This window comes from Pelosinus baikalensis (genome assembly GCF_020819555.1).
Taxonomy (GTDB): domain Bacteria; phylum Bacillota; class Negativicutes; order DSM-13327; family DSM-13327; genus Pelosinus; species Pelosinus baikalensis.
This window is the reverse complement of record NZ_JAJHJB010000026.1, coordinates 25,672-44,532: the sequence shown is the minus strand read 5'-3', so window position 1 is coordinate 44,532 and position 18,861 is coordinate 25,672. Positions and strand designations below refer to the sequence as shown.

Here is an 18,861-nt window from a genome sequence, read left to right as displayed (position 1 = left end):
CTAAATAGAAAGGCATAAAATAGAAAGATAATGAATGAGTTTATAGTGCTGGTGGCACTGTATTGTCTTTTGGGACAAGCTTGCCGGCCAAGGTGAGATTTTTTGTTAATAAAAATGTAAGGATGGTTAAAGAGAGGATATGTCAGATAAACAAAAGAAGGTATATGCTGTTAGGAAAGGACGCACAGTTGGTTTATTCTATACCTGGCCTCAGTGTCAGGAGCAAATCAAGGGGTATTCCGGAGCTGAATATAAGAGCTTTAAAACAGAGGAAGAGGCAAGAGCATACTTAGCAGGAGGAGTAAAGGCAGTATCGCCTTTGGTGATAGAGCAGCCTCCTGATGATATGATGCTTGCCTATGTTGACGGCAGTTACAATACTGCAACCAAAGAATATTCTGCTGGGGTTGTAATATTGTGGAAAGGAGCAGAGATTACGTTTAGTCAGAAAGGAAATGATCCGGAACTTGCTGGTATGCGCAATGTAGCGGGAGAAACCATGGGTGCCAAAATTGCTATGACCTATGCGTTAGAGCAAGGGGTGCGCACCGTTGTTATTTATCATGACTACGAGGGAATCGAAAAATGGTGTACTAATGCATGGGAGGCCAAGCAGGAAGGAACTAAGAAATATAAACAATATTATGATCAGGTCGCGAAGCAATTGGAGGTTGTATTCGTAAAGGTAAAAGCTCATTCCGGTGACAAATATAATGAACAAGCGGATCAACTAGCGAAGGCAGCACTTCAATTAATATAATGGAGGAATAGTACAATGAAAGAAAATGGTATTGGTATGAATCCAGGAAGGGATTTGGATATTGAAGTAGCAGTAAAGGTGATGGGTTTTATCTGGTTAAAACACCTGCTGCAATTTAGTGCAGAGCTTGCGGTGAAATGGTTAGGAACAACAGCTGATGTCGAACAATCTGGTGGCGTATATGTCCCATTGGTAAAAGAAAGCGAAATGGTGAGTTTGAAATTGCGAGAGAATTTCGATGAGACTGTCCCGAACTATTCTACTCAAATAGACGCTGCCCAGCAAGTGGTAGAGCATATGAAGAGTTTAGGATATACATATCTTTCTGAGAAGAAACTCGAGCAGGAACAGAATCGATATTACGGCAATTTTGTAAAAGACGGTATAGATGTTGCTGCCCCAATCGGTCATTCCTCAGAAGCAGAGGCCATAGTAAAAGCGGCTTTAGCAGCTTTAGCATAAGGTACTTAAGTCTAGAAAGATAAGTTTCTTAAAGAGAACGATAAACACAGAGGACACAGAGATCGCAGAGAGCACGGAGGTTTTTAACCCTATGGATCTTTTCTCAGTGTTCTCTGCGCTTCTATGGTTCGATTCTGTTTTATATGTTTTAAAGGACGCGCAGCATTTTTCTGACTAGTGTATTTCATGGATGATTAGGAGTTTATAGTTTATGATTATTTTTCACACAATTGAAAGCATCTTTAGCATTGTTTTAATGATTATTACAGGATATGTTCTTACGGGTAAAGGATGGTTTAATGAAGAGGCTTCTCAATTATTTTCCCGTATCATTACCAATGTAGCATTGCCTACTTATATGATATGGAATTTGATGAATACTTTTAATAAAGACGGGCTGCTGCATTTGGCGACGGGGCTAATTGTACCCTATTCTTCCATGTTGGTCTGTTATGCAGTTGGATATGCAGTTTCTAAGCTTTTGAGAGTAAAATCTAATCGGCAGGGAACATTTAGATCCATGTTCTTTGTTTCAAATACTATTTTTATTGGTTTGCCAGTCAATTTGGCATTGTTTGGCGAACAAAGTGTTCCTTATGTTTTGCTATATTATATTGCCAATACTTCTTTATTTTGGACCATTGGAGCAAGCGGTATTCGCAACGATGGCACATCAGGTAAAGATAAGGTCTCTGCCGTTGAGGTAATAAAAAAAGTGTTTTCTCCCCCTCTGTTAGGGTTCTTGCTGGCTATGGTCCTTATCTTATGTGATATCAGTTTGCCTCAATTTATTCTCGATACCTGCAAATATCTTGGGAGCATGACAACACCTTTATCCATGCTTTTTATTGGTATTGCTATATATGGTGTAAAGCTGAGTAATATTAAGATAAGCAAAGATATGATAGCTATTCTTCTGGGGCGGTTTGTTATTTCACCATTGATTGTTATGGCAATCACTTATGTTATGCCTTTGCCTCTCTTAATGAAAAAAGTGTTTATTATCCAAGCCATGCTGCCTGTTATGACCCAGACTGCTATTGTGGCTAAATCCTATCAAGGAGATGCAGAGTATGCTGCAATCATGACTACGGTAACAACAATATTAGCCATAGTGGTTATTCCGGTATATATGTTGATTTTTCAGTATTATTTTTAGTTGAGTATAGTGGGTGCGGAAGGTTTAATTTTAATATTTCGACTATTTTAAAAGGGTATTGCGTCACTAAATAATATGTGCTATACTCAGCTCAAGTTAATAGGCAGGAAGCAATGAAGCTTACGAGTGGTTTAAAAAACCCTTGTGAGCTTTTTGCCTTTTACCAGAAAAAAATAAGTACATGAGCAATGGGGCTTATAAACGCACTTTCGTTTATAAGCCCATCTGTGTTTTTAAGGAGGTGGTTCTATAGTATATGTGTGCAATTGTCCAAAAAGAAAAATGCTTTATGGATATTTGCGGTATCCATAAAGCGCGGCAATCTTTACATTCCCCAACAGACACCAGGGCTTATTCGATGTACCTAATCTTTATTATAAGTGAATAAAATATACTTTTCAACTACAAAGATTAGGGAATGAAGATTAGGGGTTAAATCCTTAGTAAATGTGTAATGGAGAAAAAATTGTTTGCAATATAGGGAGGTTTTTATTATGAGACAGATTGCGATATATGGTAAAGGTGGTATTGGTAAATCCACCACAACTCAAAATACAGTAGGTGCCTTAGCAGAGGCTGGTAAGCACATTATGGTAGTAGGCTGTGATCCTAAGGCTGACTCCACTCGCTTATTACTTCATGGATTATGTCAAAAAACAGTATTGGATACCTTACGTGATGAAGGCGATGATATTGATTTAGATGATATTTTAAAGCCTGGTTATCTCGGTACCATGTGCGTTGAATCAGGCGGTCCAGAGCCAGGTGTAGGCTGCGCCGGCCGTGGTATCATCACCTCTATTAATATGCTTGAATCCCTGGGTGCTTATACACCAGATCTTGATTATGTATTTTATGATGTACTGGGTGACGTTGTATGCGGTGGTTTTGCAATGCCGATTCGCGAAGGTAAAGCAGAAGAAATTTACATCGTTGCTTCTGGTGAATTGATGGCCCTTTATGCAGCGAATAACATTGCCAAAGGTATTCAAAAATACGCAGTAAACGGTAAAGTAAGACTTGGCGGCATTATTTGCAACAGCCGTAAAGTTGATAAAGAGTATGAGCTATTAAAAGCTTTTGCTGAAGAAATTGGCTCCCAATTGATCTATTTCGTCCCTCGTGACAATTTGGTCCAACGTGCCGAAATTAATAAAAAGACAGTTGTTGACTTTGATCCGGAATCAGGACAGGCTGACGAGTACCGTGCATTAGCGAAAGCCATTGACGGTAATACAATGTTTGTTATTCCTAAACCAATGACACAAGACAGATTGGAAGAAATCATGATGGAACATGGGTTTATGGATATGTAGTTAGCCTCAAAGACAAAAAAAATATATTGGAGGAAACAATATGTTATTAGTTAGAGCCATTATCAGACCAGAAAAAAAAGATGAAGTATTGGCAGAATTATCAAGAGCTGGTTTCCATGCAGCAACAGTTGTGGATGTAGTCGGTCGCGGCAAGCAAAAAGGTATTAAAATATCGGGAATCATCTATGATGAAATTCCTAAAGCGTTGTTAATGATGGCGATCCGTGATGAGGATAAAGAAGAGATGGTTCGGTTGATCTTAAAATATGCCAAAACCAGCGAGCAAGGTGCTTATGGTGACGGTAAAATTTTCATAAGTTCCATTGAAGAAGCGTATACCATCTCTAGTGGAATCCCAAGTCTATAAGAAGGAGGGATCAGGATGAAAGAAATTCTCGCCGTAGTGCGTATGAACAAAACAGGCGCTACTAAAAAAGCCTTAGTGGAAGCTGGCGTAGCTGGTTTTACAGCTTTTAAAGTAGAAGGCCGCGGTAAGATAGTAAGCAATCCAACATTAATTTTGGAAAGAAAAAAAGAACTCCTTCTTATGGCTGGAGAGGATCAAACAGGGGAAGCAGAAAAACTAATAACTGATTTTTTAGTGGGTACTAGTTTATTCCCTCGAAGATTATTTACCATTCTTGCCCATGATGAGGATGTGGCAAAGATTGTAGAGGCAATCATTCAGGCGAATAAGACTTGTAATAACGTTGGTGACGGCAAGATTTTTGTTTTACCAGTAATGGATGCCATTCGGGTTCGTACTGGGGAAACAGGAGAAAGTGCAGTATAAGGGAGGTAAGGGAATATGGGAATGAATGAAGCAAAACTTCAGGAGATATTAGACCAATATCCAGCTAAAGTGCAAAAAAATCGCAAAAAACATATATTCATTAAAAGATCGGATGTAGAAAGTCAGCAAATTGAAGCCAATACCCGGACCATTCCTGGTATTATCACCAACAGAGGCTGTGCGTATGCTGGTTGTAAGGGCGTTGTTTTAGGCCCGATTAAGGATATGGTGCATATTGTCCATGGGCCAATTGGTTGTGGCTATTATGCGTGGAATACACGGAGGAATAAAGCGAAATCCGACGATCCAAAACAGAATTTTATTAATTACTGCATATCTACGGATATGCAAGAAAGTGATATTGTTTTTGGTGGGGAAAAGAAACTGGCTAAGGTAATTGATGAAGTTATGGAAATCTTTCATCCTAAGGCCATTACTCTTTCTGCTACCTGTCCTGTAGGATTGATTGGTGATGATATGGGCGCTGTTGCTAAAGCGGCAGAAGCAAAGCATGGAGTGCAAGTACTGTCTTTTAGTTGTGAAGGCTATAAAGGGGTTAGTCAATCCGCAGGTCATCATATTGCCAATAACATTTTAATGGAAAAGGTAATTGGTACTGGGGACCAAGAACAAGCTCCTGCTAAGTTCCCGATTAATCTTCTCGGGGAATACAACATCGGTGGCGATGGCTGGGAAGTAGAGCGTATCCTCAAAGAAATCGGCTATCATGTAGTATCGGTTATGACAGGGGATGGGTCTTATGAAGCAATTAAAAATGCTCATACTGCAGAACTTAACTTGGTGCAATGTCACCGCTCCATTAACTATATTGCTGAGATGCTAGAAACCAAATATGGTACACCTTGGCTTAAGGTTAACTTTATCGGAATCCAAGGGACAATTGAATCCTTGCGCAACATGGCTCTTTATTTTGATGACAAAGAACTGACCTTGAAGACAGAGGCGGTAATTGCTAGCGAATTGGCAAGAATTGAGCCGATATTTGACCAATATAAAAAGATTTGTGAAGGGAAAACAGCCTTTTGTTTTGTTGGCGGATCCCGGGGTCATCATTTCCAAAATTTATTTAGTGAACTAGGCATTGAGACCTTATTAGCCGGATATGAGTTTGCTCATCGGGATGATTATGAAGGTCGTGAAGTGATTCCTACCATTAAAACAGATGCAGATAGTAAAAACATTCCTCACTATACAGCAGAAGCTGATGAAAAACGCTTCCGTTTGAAAGTATCACCAGAAAAACTGGAAAAATTAAAAGCCAAAATACCTTTAGGTCAGTATAAAGGCATGCGCTTTGACATGAAAGATGGCAGCATCATTGTTGATGACTTAAATCATTTTGAAACAGAAGAATTTATAAAAGCATTGAAACCAGACATTTTCACTTCCGGGATCAAGGATAAATATGTCATTCAAAAAATGGGTATTAACTCGAAACAATTACATTCCTATGATTACAGCGGACCTTATGCTGGTTTTAATGGTGCTGTCAAATTCGCTGAAGATATCAGTATGGGATTTGCCTCACCAACTTGGAATTTTATAACCCCACCATGGAAAAATCAACCTTTACTAGAAGGATCAGTAACTGAGGAAGGAGTGGCATAGTATGTTAGATTGTACACCAAAAGATATAACCGAACGTAAAAGTGGCGGTATTATTAACCCTGCTAAGACTTGTCAGCCAATTGGCGCTATGTATGCTGCTCTGGGGATTCACAAATGTTTGCCTCATAGCCATGGATCACAAGGGTGCTGCTCTTACCATCGTATGCATTTAACTCGTCATTTCCGTGATCCCGTTATGGCTTCCACTAGCTGTTTTACAGAAGGATCATCCGTATTTGGCGGTGGTGCTAACTTAAAAGCATCGATACAAAATGTTTTTCACATCTATAAACCGGATGTTATGGCCATACACACTACTTGTTTAACAGAAACCATTGGCGATGATGTTTCCAGTATTATAAAAACAGCGGAAGTGGCTGAGGGGAAACTGGTAATTCATGCGAACACTCCTAGTTATGTTGGGTCCCATATCACAGGGTTCTCCAATATGACAAAAGCGATGGTTAGCTATTTAGCAGAAAGTACGTCGCCAGAGAAAAAAGAACAAGCCAATATTATTCCTGGCTTCGTCAATCCTGGAGATATGCGGGAAATAAAACGCTTGGTAGAAAGCATGGGCATTGAATATATTATGTTCCCTGATACATCAGGAGTCGTGGATTCACCGATGACGGGAGAATTTGAGATGTATCCTGAGGGTGGTACAACTGTGGAACAGTTAAAGGATACAGGAAACTCTCAGATCACTCTGGCCCTTGGTCGCTTTGCCTCCAGTGATCCCGCTGATCTTTTAAACAAAGAATACAAAGTTCCTGTAGCTACCCTTAAAACACCCATTGGAATCAAAGCTACGGATGCGTTATTAATGACCTTGCGTAATAGCTTTGCCCGCGAAATTCCAAAAGAAATAGAAATAGAACGAGGTCAGCTGGTTGATATTATGACCGACACTCATTTCCATTTTCATGGGAAAACCGTAGCGATCTTTGGCGATCCTGATATTGTAACGGGTTTAACAGAGTTTGTATTAAGCTTAGGAATGGTTCCTCTTCATGTGCTGACGGGGACGCCAGGTGGTTCTTCCAATTCTGCAGCAGGAAGCTTTGAAGATGACATTAATAGTATGCTGAAAGGTGCTGGGATTGAGGCTAATGTGAAAAGTGCAGGAGATTTATTTACCTTGCACCAATGGATTAAAAATCAGCCTGTAGATCTATTGATTGGCAATACCTATGGAAAATATATTGCCCGGGCGGAAGATGTTCCTTTTATGCGAGTCGGGTTCCCAATTTTAGATAGAAGTGTTCATTCTTACTTGCCGATTGTTGGTTATCATGGTGCCATGAGACTGATTGAGATGATTAGTAACGCCCTGTTAGACAGAGCAGACAGAGATGCCAAAGATGAAGACTTTGAATTGGTAATGTAAGCAGACTTTTTGTAATATCTTTAATGATTGAACCACAAAGGCACAATGCCGCTGGTGCGGCACACAAAGACGAACATAAATATATAAATAGTCCCCTTTGTGTCCTTTGCGCCTTTGTGGTTCAATTTTTTAGCTGTTTTAGTAAACCATTTTTTTGGCACAGTTTTTAGGAGAGGAGTGAGATGTACTATGGCTGAAGATCTTGCAGGAAGCATTACAGAACGAGATGAGTTTATTGTTACGAAAGGTAAGAATAAGAAACAGCTTAAATGTGATACGGACAGTTCTGCCGGCTGTGTAAGCCAAAGGGCTTGTGTGTATTGTGGAGCCAGAGTCGTGCTCAATCCAATTACAGATGCCATACATTTGGTACATGGACCAATTGGCTGTGCCACTTATACCTGGGATATTCGCGGCAGCCTGAGTAGTGGTGCTGAATTATATCGCAATAGCTTTTCTACCGATTTGAAAGAGCAGGACATTATTTTTGGCGGCGCAAAAAAATTAGCAGCAGCAATTGATGGACTGGTGAATAAATATCAGGCAAAACTAGTATTTGTATATTCAACCTGTATTGTCGGCGTAATTGGTGATGACTTGGAAGCCATTTGCAGCGCCGCCTCTCGAAGACATAATATTGAAGTGATACCAGTAGAGTCAAGCGGATTTATTGGTAATAAATCTGCAGGCTACAGGGCAGCAGGAGATGCGTTGCTTCGTTTGATAAAACCCTCTGCGCCTGCAGTAATCGAAAAGAACAATAGTATTAACTATTTAGGTGATTTTAATCTGGCTGGGGAAGCTTGGATCATTCAAAATTATTTACGGCAGATGGGGGTAGAATTAAACGTTACATTTACGGGTGATTCGCATTATACAGCCTTGAAATCAGCCCCTAAGGCCAAGCTAAACATCATACAGTGTGCTGGATCGATGATCTATCTTGCGGGAAAAATGGAAGAACTCTACCAGATTCCTTATATTCAAATATCCTTTTTAGGTATTGAGGATACGGCCACCTCATTGCGCAATATTGCGGCTGCTTTAGGAGAAGAGTCTATGATTGTTAAGGCAGAGGAGTTGATTGCTAAAGAAACTGCTAGAGTAGAAGACATTATCAAAGGCTATCGGACTAAGCTGGAAGGCAAGAAGGCTGCCATTTTTGTTGGTGGAGGATTTAAGGCTATTTCTCTGATTAAGCAATTTAGGGAAATTGGTATTGATGTAGTGATGATTGGTACGCAAACCGGCAGAAAAGAGGAATATGAAATCATGAATGAGTTAGTGGATGACGGTACGGTGATTCTAGATGATGCGAATCCTGCTGAACTGGAAAAATTCATGATGGAAAAGGGTGCTAATCTACTAGTAGGCGGAGTAAAAGAACGGCCTTTGGCCTATAAATTGGGGATTGCCTTTATTGATCATAATCATGATCGCAAACATCCTTTAAGCGGTTTTGAGGGTGCCATTAATTTTGCTGAAGAAGTATATTCTACCGTCTGTTCTCCTGTATGGAAGAGTCTTAATGCATTGGGAATGAAAAGCGGGGTGGCGAACCATGGCTGAAAAAAACAAAGAGAATGTGCCTTTTCGGAATGTGAATGAGAATCCCTGCAATATGTGCATGCCAATGGGCGGCATATTAGCATTAAAGGGAATCGAACAGTCCATGGTTATTGTTCATGGGTCCCAAGGCTGTAGTACCTACATGCGCAGGCATATTGCCGAACATTTTAACGAGCCTGTTGATGTAGGATCTTCTTCTTTAAATGAAAAAGGCACCATATACGGCGGGGAAAAGAATCTTAGACAAGCTTTGGACAATATTAGGAAGGTATATCATCCCGCTTTGATTGGTATTGTAACGACTTGCTTAGCAGAAACCATTGGTGAAGATATTGAGAGAATTACGGGTCAATATCTCATTGATAAAGAGATGGAAGAGTTTCCGATTGTTACGGCTTCCACGCCTGGCTATGGCGGAAGTCACTTTGAAGGTTATTTTTTTACTCTAAAAAGAATATTGATGCAGCTAACGGAAGCTGTAGAAAAAAATAACAAAATAAATATTATTATTCCCAACATCAGTCCTGCTGATATTCGTGAAATAAAGCGTATGTTAGCTCTCATGCAAATTGAATATGTATTATATCCTGATTTTTCCGATACCCTGGATCGCCCTTTTGCAAAACCTTATACCAAGATGAGCAATGGCGGGACTAAAATAACGGATATACGATCTATGGGCGGGGCTGTAGCGACCATCCAAATGGGAATAACCATAGAGGATGGGATTTCTCCAGGAAAATATTTGGAAGAAGAATTTGGTATTCCTTTATACAATATAGCCATACCCATGGGTGTGGAAAGTACAGATGCATTTATCAATACCTTAGTAGAAATTACTGGAAAGAATGTTCCGGAAAGTATTAAACAAGAGCGTGGACGTTTGTTAGATGGGATGATTGACTCTCATAAATATAATTTTCAAGGAAGAAGTGTTATTTTTGGTGAGCCGGAAATGGTCTATGCGGTAACCAAAATTTGTGTAGAAAATGGCGTTTTCCCAGCAGTTGTGGCTACAGGCAGTCAAATCGGGAAGTTCAATCAATTAGTAACAGCAGCAGTAGCTGAGTGCGTAGAACAAAGTAAGATATTAATTGAAACAGATTTCTCTCATATCTTAGCTGCCAGTAAGGAAGGAAAAGTCAATATTGGAATTGGTCCTTCCGATGGTCGATATCTTACAGAAAAAGGTGATATTCCTCTCGTGAGACTGGGGTTTCCCATTCATGATCGGGTAGGAGGACAGCGACTTTTATCTGTAGGTTATACGGGTACAATGATGTTGTTGGATCGCATCACCAATACCCTGCTGGAAAACAAATATAAATCATATCGAAGCTCTATGTATGAAAAATTCTATCAGCAAGGGTAGCTGGCTCGTAGTAAGTAAAAATACCCTGCAATGCTAGGGGAAATTGAGGTGAAGGATATGGAAGAGAGCAAACATCCCTGTTATAATGCGGATGCCCATCATAAATATGCGCGGATGCATTTGCCAGTGGCACCCCAGTGCAATATCAGCTGTAATTATTGCAATCGTAAATTTGACTGTGTAAATGAAAGCCGACCAGGAGTAACGAGTGAAGTGCTGACACCAGAGCTTGCCAGCCAAAAATTTTCCTGGGTCAAAGAAAATATTGAAAATTTAAGTGTAGTAGGGATTGCCGGTCCTGGAGACGCTTTGGCAAATTGGGATGTTACAAGAAAATCCATTGAATTAATTAAGGCAAAAGGTGAGGATATTATATTTTGCTTGTCAACCAATGGTTTAATGCTGCCTTACTATGCAGCAGAGCTTGTAGAACTGGGCATAAAGCATATTACCGTTACGGTGAATTGTCTTGATCCTAACATTGGGGCGCGGCTTTATAAAGTTGTGAATTATGAGGGCAAAAGCTATACAGGAGTAGCTGGCGCTGAATTGATGATTCAAAATCAATTGAAAGGCATTGCCTATCTGGTAGAGCATGGTGTACTGGTTAAAATCAATATTGTCATGGTAAAAGGAATCAATGATCATCATATTCCGGAAGTCGTAAAGAAAATGAAAGAATTAGGGGTTTTTATCACGAACATCATGCCGCTGATTCCTGCTCCCGGAAGTGCGTTTGAAAAATTTCCGCAAACCAGCATGAAAGAAATTAATGAAATGAGAGATCTCTGTCAGCTTCAAATGCAGCAGATGAGACACTGTAAGCAGTGCCGGGCTGATGCAGTTGGACTCTTAGGCAATGACAGGTCTAATGAGTTTCGTATGACCAAGCCAGAACCAGAAAAATCCGTTTTTCTGGCTAAGCAGATTGGTAAAGAATATAAGATTGCAGTTACCTCTAAGCATGGAAAATTAGTAGATCAACATTTTGGGCATGCGACAGAATTTTTAATTTACCAGGTAAATGATAAATCCTTTACCCTTGTGGAGAGACGCAAAGTTGAGCAATATTGCTCTGGTGCTTCAGAGTGTGATGATTCAGATTCTAAAGAGGGACGAAAGAACGCAGCAATTCAAGCGATTGAAGATTGTAACGCCGTTTTGACCATGCGCATTGGTTATCATGGACAACAAAGACTATTAGAACATGGTATTGTGAGTGTGGAGTATTGTTATACCGTGGAAGAGGGATTGTCTTATGCAATAGAACAGTTAACGATGAAAAAAGCAATTTGAAAGGAAGGGTCTAATCATGATGAATAAACCAAAGTTTCATATTTTCGTTTGTACCAGCTCAAGAGCAAATGGTCAACAGAAAGGTTACTGCCATACGAAAGGCGGCGTGGAATTGGTGGCAAAATTCATGGAGGAAATTGAGGACCGGGATTTGGGTGGTGAGGTATTTGTGAATAATACAGGCTGTTTCGGTATCTGTGAGCAAGGACCTGTGGTTGTTATATATCCTGGTGGTACCTGGTATAAGGGGGTTACTCCTGATGATGTAGAAACCATTATGGAAGAGCATATTGAAGGCGGTAATATAGTGGAACGTTTAGCACTTTAATAGAATGTAGATCTTAGGTGTATAGGAAAGGGGGAGGGATTGCTGTGTATTCAGAAGTCGCAGTCTGTATAAATGATAATGGCGTAACCAGCTCTTTAGATGAGGCGAATGCCATTGTCATTTATCAAAAAGTACAAGGGTCTTGGAAGGTTATCAGAGAACAAAAATTTTCATTAGATAAGGAAGCTGGATTGGTTGGCTTGCGTCGGCAGATGGCTGAGATCATTTTGTTTTTAGACCAATGTAAGATTTTTGTAGGCTGCGCTGTCGTTGGTGTACCTTACTTTGAATTGGAAAAAAATCAGTGCAGTATTTGGGAATTTGAAGGAAAGCAAAAGCCGTTATCTTTTCTAGATTATGTGTTAAAGCAAGAAGAAGACAAGGAAGAGGAGGAGCAATCCCAGGGCAACAATGTAATTCCTTTACCCATAGAAAGAGAAAAGGGCGATTATTATATATCCATTAAAGAGGTTCAGGAAAATACTGGTGGAATTACTTCCAAACAAGTGCTGTTGCCGTTCTTGCGGCAAGGGAAATTCTATCGTCTAGAGGTCCTTTGTAATCATATTCCTCCTTGGCTGGAAGCAGAGTTGACAGGTGGTAATTTAGTTGGTGAAGTAGAAAAGACAGCACCTGCTGAAACTCACGTTTATATTAGTAAAAGAGTTTGTGAAAAATGATTTGGGTAGATCAAACGTTACAAGAAGGTCTGCGAGTAGGAATGGACAATGGACAGATAAATCCCTTGCTAGAGCTTTTGCAAAAGCTTCCAGTGGATGTGATTGATTGTAAAGTAGTTGATTGGGAGAAACATGGTCTGCCAAAGTTGAATCTATATCAGCAAAAACATATACGCGGGAAAATTAATGGCACTTTAGCGGAAGTCGCATTGGCCGATAAGTTAGGGTTTAAAAATATTATCATTGCTTGCACTCCACATTTGGGGCAAGGCCTGACGAGTACAGTTTGTACAGCCCTTTTTACTGCCCAGCGACTAGGTATGAATATTGGATTTTGTATAGAAAATGCTTCCCGATTTTCAATAGAAGAACTTTGTTTTCTCTGGCGAGATATTCCCATTGATGGAATCGATTCGTTTATATATGGGGATAAAGAGAGCCTTTTGGATCCGGTAGCAGCTTCGAGAATTTTGGCTTCTTTATTGATTAAAATACCTGTTTGTTTAGAATTTCATGGACATAATGCCTATGGCTTGGCTACCGGTAATGCATTAGCTGCCTTACAAGTTGGTGTGAAACGAATTGCAGCAGCAGTAGCTGGTATCGGTTTGCAGGGGCATGCTGCTGTGGAAGAACTTATCATGGCGCAAAAACGGTTACTAGGAAAAGCAAGTAAACAAACGGGGCATTTAGCGTTGATTTGTTCCCAAATATTGTTTGCTATGGGGCTAACCCTGACGAAAACAAAAGCGATTATTGGCCAGGATATTTTTGCTCATGAGTCAGGGATTCATGTAGATGGAGTGATCAAAAATCCTCAGATGTATGAAGCTTTTTCTCCCGAAGAAGTCGGGTTAACCAGACAACTAGTAATTGGCAAGCATTCAGGAAATGCATCTATCCAAGCTAAGTTTCGGCAGTGGAATATTAGCATATCTGACGCTCACGCGCAAACTTTATTAAAACAAGTTCGTAGGTTAGCAGTGAGGCAAAAAAAGCAAGTAGATGATCATGCATTATGGGAGTTATATCAAGCTATACAGGTAAAGCAGGAAGGATAGATCATTATGCAGGATGCAAGAACAATTGAGATTGTGGATACTACCCTAAGAGATGGAGAACAGTCCCCAAACATTGTTTTTTCTGCTCAGGATAAATTAAATATTGCCACGGCACTAGATAAGGCGGGAGTTACCTGGATTGAGGCAGGGGTTCCTGTTATGGGAGAAGAAGAGCAAGAAGCGATGAAGATGATTTTGTCTGCTGGGCTGCAAGCTAAGGTGATTGCTTGGAATCGTGCCCTTAAAAATGATATTCTGTCTTCAGTATCTTGTGGTTTTTCCCATCTGCATATCTCTGTTCCTGTTTCTGATTTGCATATTGAACAAAAATTAAAAAAAAGCAGAGAATGGGTACTGGAGAATTTAAAACAATCCATATTGTTGGCACAAAGCTTTGGCTGCACGGTTTCTGTAGGAGCAGAAGATGCTTCACGAGGGGATCGGGAGTATTTCCTGCAAGTTGCAAATATAGCGGCAGAATTGGGAGCAGTTCGCATTCGTTATGCGGATACGGTAGGTTGCCTAAATCCATTAGGGGTGCATTCTATCTTTCAGGAATTGATTCCTCGCTGCCCATTGCCGGTAGAAGTTCATATGCACAATGATTTTGGTTTAGCCAATGCCAATACCTTGGTAGCGCTTGCCGCCGGGGCTGAACTGGCAAGTACAACGATCGGGGGGATTGGCGAACGGGCTGGAAATGCAGCATTAGAGGAAGTGGTGACTGCATGGCAAGTCGTATATGGTATGAAATGCCATGTTAACAGAAGTGATTTTCCCCACTTAAGCCATTTGGTGATGCAGGCTGGCAACAAGGATGTGTTTGACTATAAACCAATTATCGGCAATGCTTTTACTGTCGATAATGCTAATAAAATAGCTTAGATAATCTAGGGTTTAGAAAAACTCCAAGACGACTTGCGATATGCAAGGAGCCTTGGAGTTTTTTCTAATCGTCTGGAAAGTAAAAGTTTTGTAGGTGAAAAAATATAAAAGTTATGAACCACAAAGGCGCAATGCCGCTGCCCGCGGCACACTAAGGAGAGCACAAAGAATTAAAACCCTTTGTGTCCTTTGCGTCTTTGTGGTTCAAAACGGCTATGTTTTAAAGGATGCGTAGTTTTCTGTTATGCAGGAATTTGTCAATTTGGTATGGAAGTAGGGAAGGGCGATTTTGTAGAAAATAGGATAAAAAAGAAGTAATGGGAGTAGCTATATGAAAAAAAATGATGTGTTATGTACTTCTCATGAAATACAGCGGTGTGGCTGGGTAACAGCTGATGTTCTATATCAGAAATATCATGACACCGAATGGGGAGTGCCTCAATATAATGATGATAAGTTGTTTGAATTTCTGCTCTTAGAAGGCTTGCAGGCAGGGTTAAGCTGGATTACCATATTAAAAAGGCGTGAAGTTTATCGTGAAGTGCTGGATGGTTTTTCTGCAGCTAAAATTGCTGTTTATGATGAGGAAAAAATGTTAAAATTGATGTCTGACCCTAGATTGATTCGTAATTCCCTAAAGATGGCGGCTATTGTTAAAAATGCCAAGGCCTTTTTGCAAGTGCAACAGGAAACAGGCTGTTTTTCAAATTATATTTGGCAGTTTATTGGCGGCGTGCCTAGGCAAAACCGTTGGTCCTCTCTAGAAGAGGTTCCCACGGAGACGTTAGAATCAAAGGAAATGAGCAGGGTCTTGAAGAAAAAGGGGTTTTCTTTTGTAGGGCCGACGATTTGTTATGCCTATATGCAGGCAGTTGGTATGGTTAATGACCATATAACCCATTGTTATCGTCACAAAGAGCTGATGAAAGAGTAACAGAACAAGGAGTAATAAATGGAAGTATTGAATATTATTGAAGTGATTGGAACCATTGCTTTTGCAGCAGCAGGAGCTTTGACTGGGATACACAAACACTTAGATCTGTTTGGCGTGTTTATGCTAGCGCTAACTACCGCAGTTGGCGGAGGTATTGTGCGGGATGTTTTAATTGGGATTAATCCTCCTACAGCCTTTGTCTATCCTTTTTTCACCATTATCAGTTTGGTTACGGCTATTATTGTAAGTATAAATTATCAGTGGATTAATAAATTCAATAATATTATTGTGATCTGTGATGCCGTAGGACTGGGGGCTTTTACGGCGGCGGGTGCAAATATGTCATTTTTATATGAGTATCATCGGTTATTTATCACCGTTATGATGGCTGTACTCAGCGGTGTAGGTGGCGGCTTGATTCGAGATGTATTTGTGCGGGATATTCCCCTTATTTTTCGAAAAGAAGTATATGCAGTAGCTTCTATTGCAGGAGCGATATGTTTTTTCTATTCGAAACCGTTTTTGTTAGGAAATGGTCCAATGTATCTATGCTTTTTTGTCACTGTGATCATTCGGATGATTTGTATGAAATATGATATTAACTTTCCGGTGCCTGCTGCAAAAGGGCAAGAAAAGTATGAGAGTAAGGGAGAGTAAGGATGGAAACTAAAAAAATTAGAGATTTTCAGTCTGGTGACCTAATTCAGAGCTTTTTTCTTGTGAAGGCTGCTGAATACAAAACAACCAGTAATAATAAAAGTTATCTTGATTTAACATTAGTGGATCCCACTGGTGAAATTAATGCAAAACTTTGGGATTATAGTACAGAAACGGAACCGAAATACACTGTGAATATGTTAGTCAGAATACGGGGAAGCGTTTCAGAATGGCAGAGCAGGCTGCAGCTTAAAATTGATAAAATCAGAGCTGCTACACAAGAAGATGCGTTAGATATTGGTGATTTCGTGCCCGTTGCTCCCTACAGCCCAGAAGCGATGTATGAGGAAATTGAAAAATATATAGGTATGATTGAAAATACTGATATTGCCCAAATTGTCAGCACTTTAGTTGCTGGTAATAAAGAGAAGCTGCTATTATATCCTGCGGCAAAGCAAAATCATCATGCCGTTCGTTCTGGTCTTTTATATCATATTACCACTATGTTGAAAATGGGTGAAAAGGTAAGTGAGGTGTATGTAAGTCTTAATCGGGACTTGCTATTTGCAGGCATCATTCTCCATGACATTGCAAAAATAGCGGAGATGAATGCCAGTGAATTGGGGATTGTCTCTGAATATACGGTAGAGGGAGAACTCTTAGGACATATCATCCAAGGAATAAAAATGATTGATCAGACTGCTGTAGAGGTGGGAGCCGATCCGGAAGCCTCCCTGCTTTTGCAGCATATGGTCTTGTCGCATCATTATGAACCAGAGTTTGGCAGTCCTAAAAGACCAATGATACCCGAGGCTGAAATACTACATTATCTGGATATCATGGATGCGAGAATGTATGATATGGGACGAGCGTTAGAAAAGATAGAAGATGGGGCGTTTTCCGATAAAGTTTGGTTGTTAAATAATCGAAAATTGTATAAATCGGCGATAGCGAAGATTTGAATTGGATTTAAAAAAGGATAAGATATTATGAACCACAAAGACACAATGCCGCTGATGCGGCACACAAAGGAGTGCACCAAAAAAAATATAAATAGAACCCTTTGTGTCCTTTGCGTCTTTGTGGTTCGATTGTTTTATAGGTAGACGTATCAATACTTTTGTTATCGCACCAAAGTGAGGAAAGTAATCATATGAATGCAGAATTATGTTTTAGTCAGGGAGTTGCACTGGCACATGAAGGAGATGCATTGCAAGCATTAGAGCTTTTCCATCAAGCAATCTCTTTAAAACCAGATTATGCTGAAGCTTATAATGGTATAGGTGCACTATTAATTAATATAAATAATCTAAATGAAGCAGAATTCTATCTTCAGTGTGCTTTAGAGTTAAAGGCGGATTATGCTGAAGCTTTATTTAATTTAGGAACGCTATTTTCTAGGACAAGTTTTCTGGAGGAAGCAGAAATTTGTCTTCGCGAAACGATAAGTCACGAACCTGGTTTTCCAGAAGCACATTTTCGCCTTGGGATGGTGCTCAAGCAGATGGAGCGCTTAGATGAGGCTGAAAATCATCTTGAATTGGCTATCAGACTGCGATCTGACTTTAAAGAAGCTGAATTTGCATTAGGCGTCTTATATTTACTTCAGGGACAGTATGAGAAAGGCTGGAGAGGGTATGAACTGCGCCGCAAAATCTTTAATGCCTGTGATTCTGAATGCACTCATAGGAAGGTAGAAGAGCTAATAGGAGAAAAAATAGTATTGTTTCATGAACAAGGGTTCGGTGATACGATTCATTTTGTAAGATATGCTCAAGAAATTGAAAAAGTGGCTTCCGAAGTAGTTTTGTTCCTTCCCAAACAGCTAGAACGATTAATGTCTGCTTCTTTTGAGAATATTACAATCCAAACTGACGAAAAGATGGTGGGAGAGTATAAGTTTTCCTGTCCATTACCAAGTTTGCCATATATGTTTCATACTACATTAGATACGATTCCTAGCCCCATTCCATATATAAAAGCAGATTCTAACCTGATAAACAAGTGGAGTGAGATTCTGAAAAAAGAAATAAAGGATCAGTCTTTTACCATTGGTGTTGTTTGGGCCGGTAATCCAAATCATAAAAATGATAAAAATCGATCCATTCCTTTTCATGTGTTCAAGCAGCTTTTTTCTCTCCAGGAGGTAACTTGGGTAAGCTTGCAGATGGATGATAACGCTGCCGATCTACAAACGGTTTCGCATCAAGTAATTGATTTTCATGAGAATATCAGTGACTTTGCCGAAACTGCAGGACTGATTGAGAATCTGGATCTGATAATAACGGTAGATACGGCAGTTGCGCATTTAGCGGGAGCTATGGGGAAAGAAACATGGCTGCTTTTGTCCGTTGACCCTGATTGGCGCTGGAAGGTAAAAGGACAAGAGAGTCTTTGGTATCCAACGACACGAATTTTTCGTCAAATTCATAGAGGTGATTGGCAAGACGTTTTAGTGCGGGTAAAAATGAATCTGGAAGTTAGACTCAAAAATAATAACAATTTTAACAAAATCAAAGAAAATTAAAAGAATTCAAAGGAATTTCAAAGAAAGATCTCCGATATATAAA

At 39.9% G+C, this 18,861-nt stretch carries 19 protein-coding genes; all 19 read left to right on the top strand.

The features are described 5' to 3' along the window. Positions 1-139 precede the first annotated feature (139 nt). The 19 genes from LMF89_RS16825 to LMF89_RS16735 all read left to right on the top strand — a co-directional run bounded on the left by LMF89_RS16825 (position 140) and on the right by LMF89_RS16735 (position 18,818). On the top strand, positions 140-760 hold the full coding sequence (locus tag LMF89_RS16825) for a ribonuclease H1 domain-containing protein (RefSeq protein WP_007959961.1): 621 nt from the start codon (positions 140-142) through the stop codon (positions 758-760). Between the two features lie 15 nt (positions 761-775). Next, positions 776-1,222, top strand: a complete 447-nt coding sequence (locus LMF89_RS16820) for a BC1872 family protein (RefSeq protein ID WP_229536109.1) — start codon at positions 776-778, stop codon at positions 1,220-1,222. A 211-nt stretch (positions 1,223-1,433) separates the two neighbouring features. Further along, on the top strand, positions 1,434-2,381 hold the full coding sequence (locus LMF89_RS16815; RefSeq protein WP_229536108.1) for an AEC family transporter: 948 nt from the start codon (positions 1,434-1,436) through the stop codon (positions 2,379-2,381). Positions 2,382-2,875: 494 nt separating this feature from the next. Further along, entirely contained in the window at positions 2,876-3,697 is an 822-nt protein-coding gene (gene nifH, locus LMF89_RS16810; RefSeq protein ID WP_229536107.1) for a nitrogenase iron protein, read from the top strand. 40 nt (positions 3,698-3,737) lie between these two features. Continuing rightward, positions 3,738-4,064: a P-II family nitrogen regulator gene (locus LMF89_RS16805; protein WP_007959966.1), complete on the top strand. Its 327-nt coding sequence runs from the start codon at positions 3,738-3,740 to the stop codon at positions 4,062-4,064. 15 nt (positions 4,065-4,079) lie between these two features. After that, positions 4,080-4,490: a P-II family nitrogen regulator gene (locus LMF89_RS16800; protein WP_007959967.1), complete on the top strand. Its 411-nt coding sequence runs from the start codon at positions 4,080-4,082 to the stop codon at positions 4,488-4,490. Positions 4,491-4,505: 15 nt separating this feature from the next. Next, a complete protein-coding gene (nifD, locus tag LMF89_RS16795; RefSeq protein WP_229536106.1) occupies positions 4,506-6,119 on the top strand; it encodes a nitrogenase molybdenum-iron protein alpha chain in 1,614 nt (537 codons plus the stop codon). A gap of 1 nt (position 6,120) precedes the next feature. Continuing rightward, positions 6,121-7,509, top strand: a complete 1,389-nt coding sequence (gene nifK, locus LMF89_RS16790; RefSeq protein WP_007959969.1) for a nitrogenase molybdenum-iron protein subunit beta — start codon at positions 6,121-6,123, stop codon at positions 7,507-7,509. A 189-nt stretch (positions 7,510-7,698) separates the two neighbouring features. Further along, a complete protein-coding gene (nifE, locus tag LMF89_RS16785) occupies positions 7,699-9,078 on the top strand; it encodes a nitrogenase iron-molybdenum cofactor biosynthesis protein NifE (RefSeq protein ID WP_229536105.1) in 1,380 nt (459 codons plus the stop codon). After that, positions 9,071-10,450, top strand: coding sequence for a nitrogenase component 1 (locus LMF89_RS16780; protein WP_007959972.1), 1,380 nt, complete (start codon positions 9,071-9,073; stop codon positions 10,448-10,450). The genes nifE and LMF89_RS16780 overlap by 8 nt, the downstream gene beginning before the upstream one ends. A 57-nt stretch (positions 10,451-10,507) precedes the next feature. Further along, positions 10,508-11,746 carry a nitrogenase cofactor biosynthesis protein NifB gene (gene nifB / locus LMF89_RS16775; protein WP_229536125.1) on the top strand — a complete coding sequence of 413 codons (1,239 nt, stop codon included), beginning with the start codon at positions 10,508-10,510 and terminating at the stop codon, positions 11,744-11,746. A 16-nt stretch (positions 11,747-11,762) separates the two neighbouring features. Beyond that, entirely contained in the window at positions 11,763-12,074 is a 312-nt protein-coding gene (locus tag LMF89_RS16770; RefSeq protein WP_007959975.1) for a 2Fe-2S ferredoxin, read from the top strand. Between the two features lie 44 nt (positions 12,075-12,118). After that, on the top strand, positions 12,119-12,754 hold the full coding sequence (locus tag LMF89_RS16765) for a Fe-only nitrogenase accessory AnfO family protein (RefSeq protein ID WP_007959977.1): 636 nt from the start codon (positions 12,119-12,121) through the stop codon (positions 12,752-12,754). After that, positions 12,751-13,815, top strand: a complete 1,065-nt coding sequence (locus tag LMF89_RS16760; protein WP_229536104.1) for a homocitrate synthase/isopropylmalate synthase family protein — start codon at positions 12,751-12,753, stop codon at positions 13,813-13,815. The genes LMF89_RS16765 and LMF89_RS16760 overlap by 4 nt, the downstream gene beginning before the upstream one ends. A gap of 6 nt (positions 13,816-13,821) precedes the next feature. After that, complete coding sequence (locus LMF89_RS16755) at positions 13,822-14,700, top strand: hydroxymethylglutaryl-CoA lyase-like TIM-barrel protein (RefSeq protein ID WP_229536103.1); 879 nt, start codon at positions 13,822-13,824, stop codon at positions 14,698-14,700. 331 nt (positions 14,701-15,031) lie between these two features. Continuing rightward, positions 15,032-15,634 carry a DNA-3-methyladenine glycosylase I gene (locus LMF89_RS16750; protein WP_229536102.1) on the top strand — a complete coding sequence of 201 codons (603 nt, stop codon included), beginning with the start codon at positions 15,032-15,034 and terminating at the stop codon, positions 15,632-15,634. Positions 15,635-15,652: 18 nt separating this feature from the next. Continuing rightward, the gene (locus tag LMF89_RS16745; RefSeq protein WP_229536101.1) at positions 15,653-16,291 is read left to right on the top strand and encodes a trimeric intracellular cation channel family protein; all 639 of its coding nucleotides are present in this window, start codon (positions 15,653-15,655) and stop codon (positions 16,289-16,291) included. Between the two features lie 2 nt (positions 16,292-16,293). Beyond that, positions 16,294-17,253 carry a 3'-5' exoribonuclease YhaM family protein gene (locus LMF89_RS16740; RefSeq protein ID WP_229536100.1) on the top strand — a complete coding sequence of 320 codons (960 nt, stop codon included), beginning with the start codon at positions 16,294-16,296 and terminating at the stop codon, positions 17,251-17,253. Positions 17,254-17,444: 191 nt separating this feature from the next. Further along, the gene (locus tag LMF89_RS16735; RefSeq protein ID WP_229536099.1) at positions 17,445-18,818 is read left to right on the top strand and encodes a tetratricopeptide repeat protein; all 1,374 of its coding nucleotides are present in this window, start codon (positions 17,445-17,447) and stop codon (positions 18,816-18,818) included. Positions 18,819-18,861: the final 43 nt, after the last annotated feature.

What these genes read in the sequence shown, in the direction of transcription:
- LMF89_RS16825 (WP_007959961.1), top strand. Translation starts at nt 140, where the DNA reads ATGTCAGATAAACAAAAGAAGGTATATGCTGTTAGGAAAGGACGCACA.
- LMF89_RS16740 (WP_229536100.1), top strand. Translation starts at nt 16,294, where the DNA reads ATGGAAACTAAAAAAATTAGAGATTTTCAGTCTGGTGACCTAATTCAG.
- LMF89_RS16800 (WP_007959967.1), top strand. Translation starts at nt 4,080, where the DNA reads ATGAAAGAAATTCTCGCCGTAGTGCGTATGAACAAAACAGGCGCTACT.
- nifH (WP_229536107.1), top strand. Translation starts at nt 2,876, where the DNA reads ATGAGACAGATTGCGATATATGGTAAAGGTGGTATTGGTAAATCCACC.
- LMF89_RS16760 (WP_229536104.1), top strand. Translation starts at nt 12,751, where the DNA reads ATGATTTGGGTAGATCAAACGTTACAAGAAGGTCTGCGAGTAGGAATG.
- LMF89_RS16750 (WP_229536102.1), top strand. Translation starts at nt 15,032, where the DNA reads ATGAAAAAAAATGATGTGTTATGTACTTCTCATGAAATACAGCGGTGT.
- LMF89_RS16815 (WP_229536108.1), top strand. Translation starts at nt 1,434, where the DNA reads ATGATTATTTTTCACACAATTGAAAGCATCTTTAGCATTGTTTTAATG.
- nifD (WP_229536106.1), top strand. Translation starts at nt 4,506, where the DNA reads ATGGGAATGAATGAAGCAAAACTTCAGGAGATATTAGACCAATATCCA.
- LMF89_RS16735 (WP_229536099.1), top strand. Translation starts at nt 17,445, where the DNA reads ATGAATGCAGAATTATGTTTTAGTCAGGGAGTTGCACTGGCACATGAA.
- LMF89_RS16805 (WP_007959966.1), top strand. Translation starts at nt 3,738, where the DNA reads ATGTTATTAGTTAGAGCCATTATCAGACCAGAAAAAAAAGATGAAGTA.
- LMF89_RS16755 (WP_229536103.1), top strand. Translation starts at nt 13,822, where the DNA reads ATGCAGGATGCAAGAACAATTGAGATTGTGGATACTACCCTAAGAGAT.
- LMF89_RS16745 (WP_229536101.1), top strand. Translation starts at nt 15,653, where the DNA reads ATGGAAGTATTGAATATTATTGAAGTGATTGGAACCATTGCTTTTGCA.
- LMF89_RS16820 (WP_229536109.1), top strand. Translation starts at nt 776, where the DNA reads ATGAAAGAAAATGGTATTGGTATGAATCCAGGAAGGGATTTGGATATT.
- nifE (WP_229536105.1), top strand. Translation starts at nt 7,699, where the DNA reads ATGGCTGAAGATCTTGCAGGAAGCATTACAGAACGAGATGAGTTTATT.
- nifK (WP_007959969.1), top strand. Translation starts at nt 6,121, where the DNA reads ATGTTAGATTGTACACCAAAAGATATAACCGAACGTAAAAGTGGCGGT.
- LMF89_RS16780 (WP_007959972.1), top strand. Translation starts at nt 9,071, where the DNA reads ATGGCTGAAAAAAACAAAGAGAATGTGCCTTTTCGGAATGTGAATGAG.
- nifB (WP_229536125.1), top strand. Translation starts at nt 10,508, where the DNA reads ATGGAAGAGAGCAAACATCCCTGTTATAATGCGGATGCCCATCATAAA.
- LMF89_RS16770 (WP_007959975.1), top strand. Translation starts at nt 11,763, where the DNA reads ATGATGAATAAACCAAAGTTTCATATTTTCGTTTGTACCAGCTCAAGA.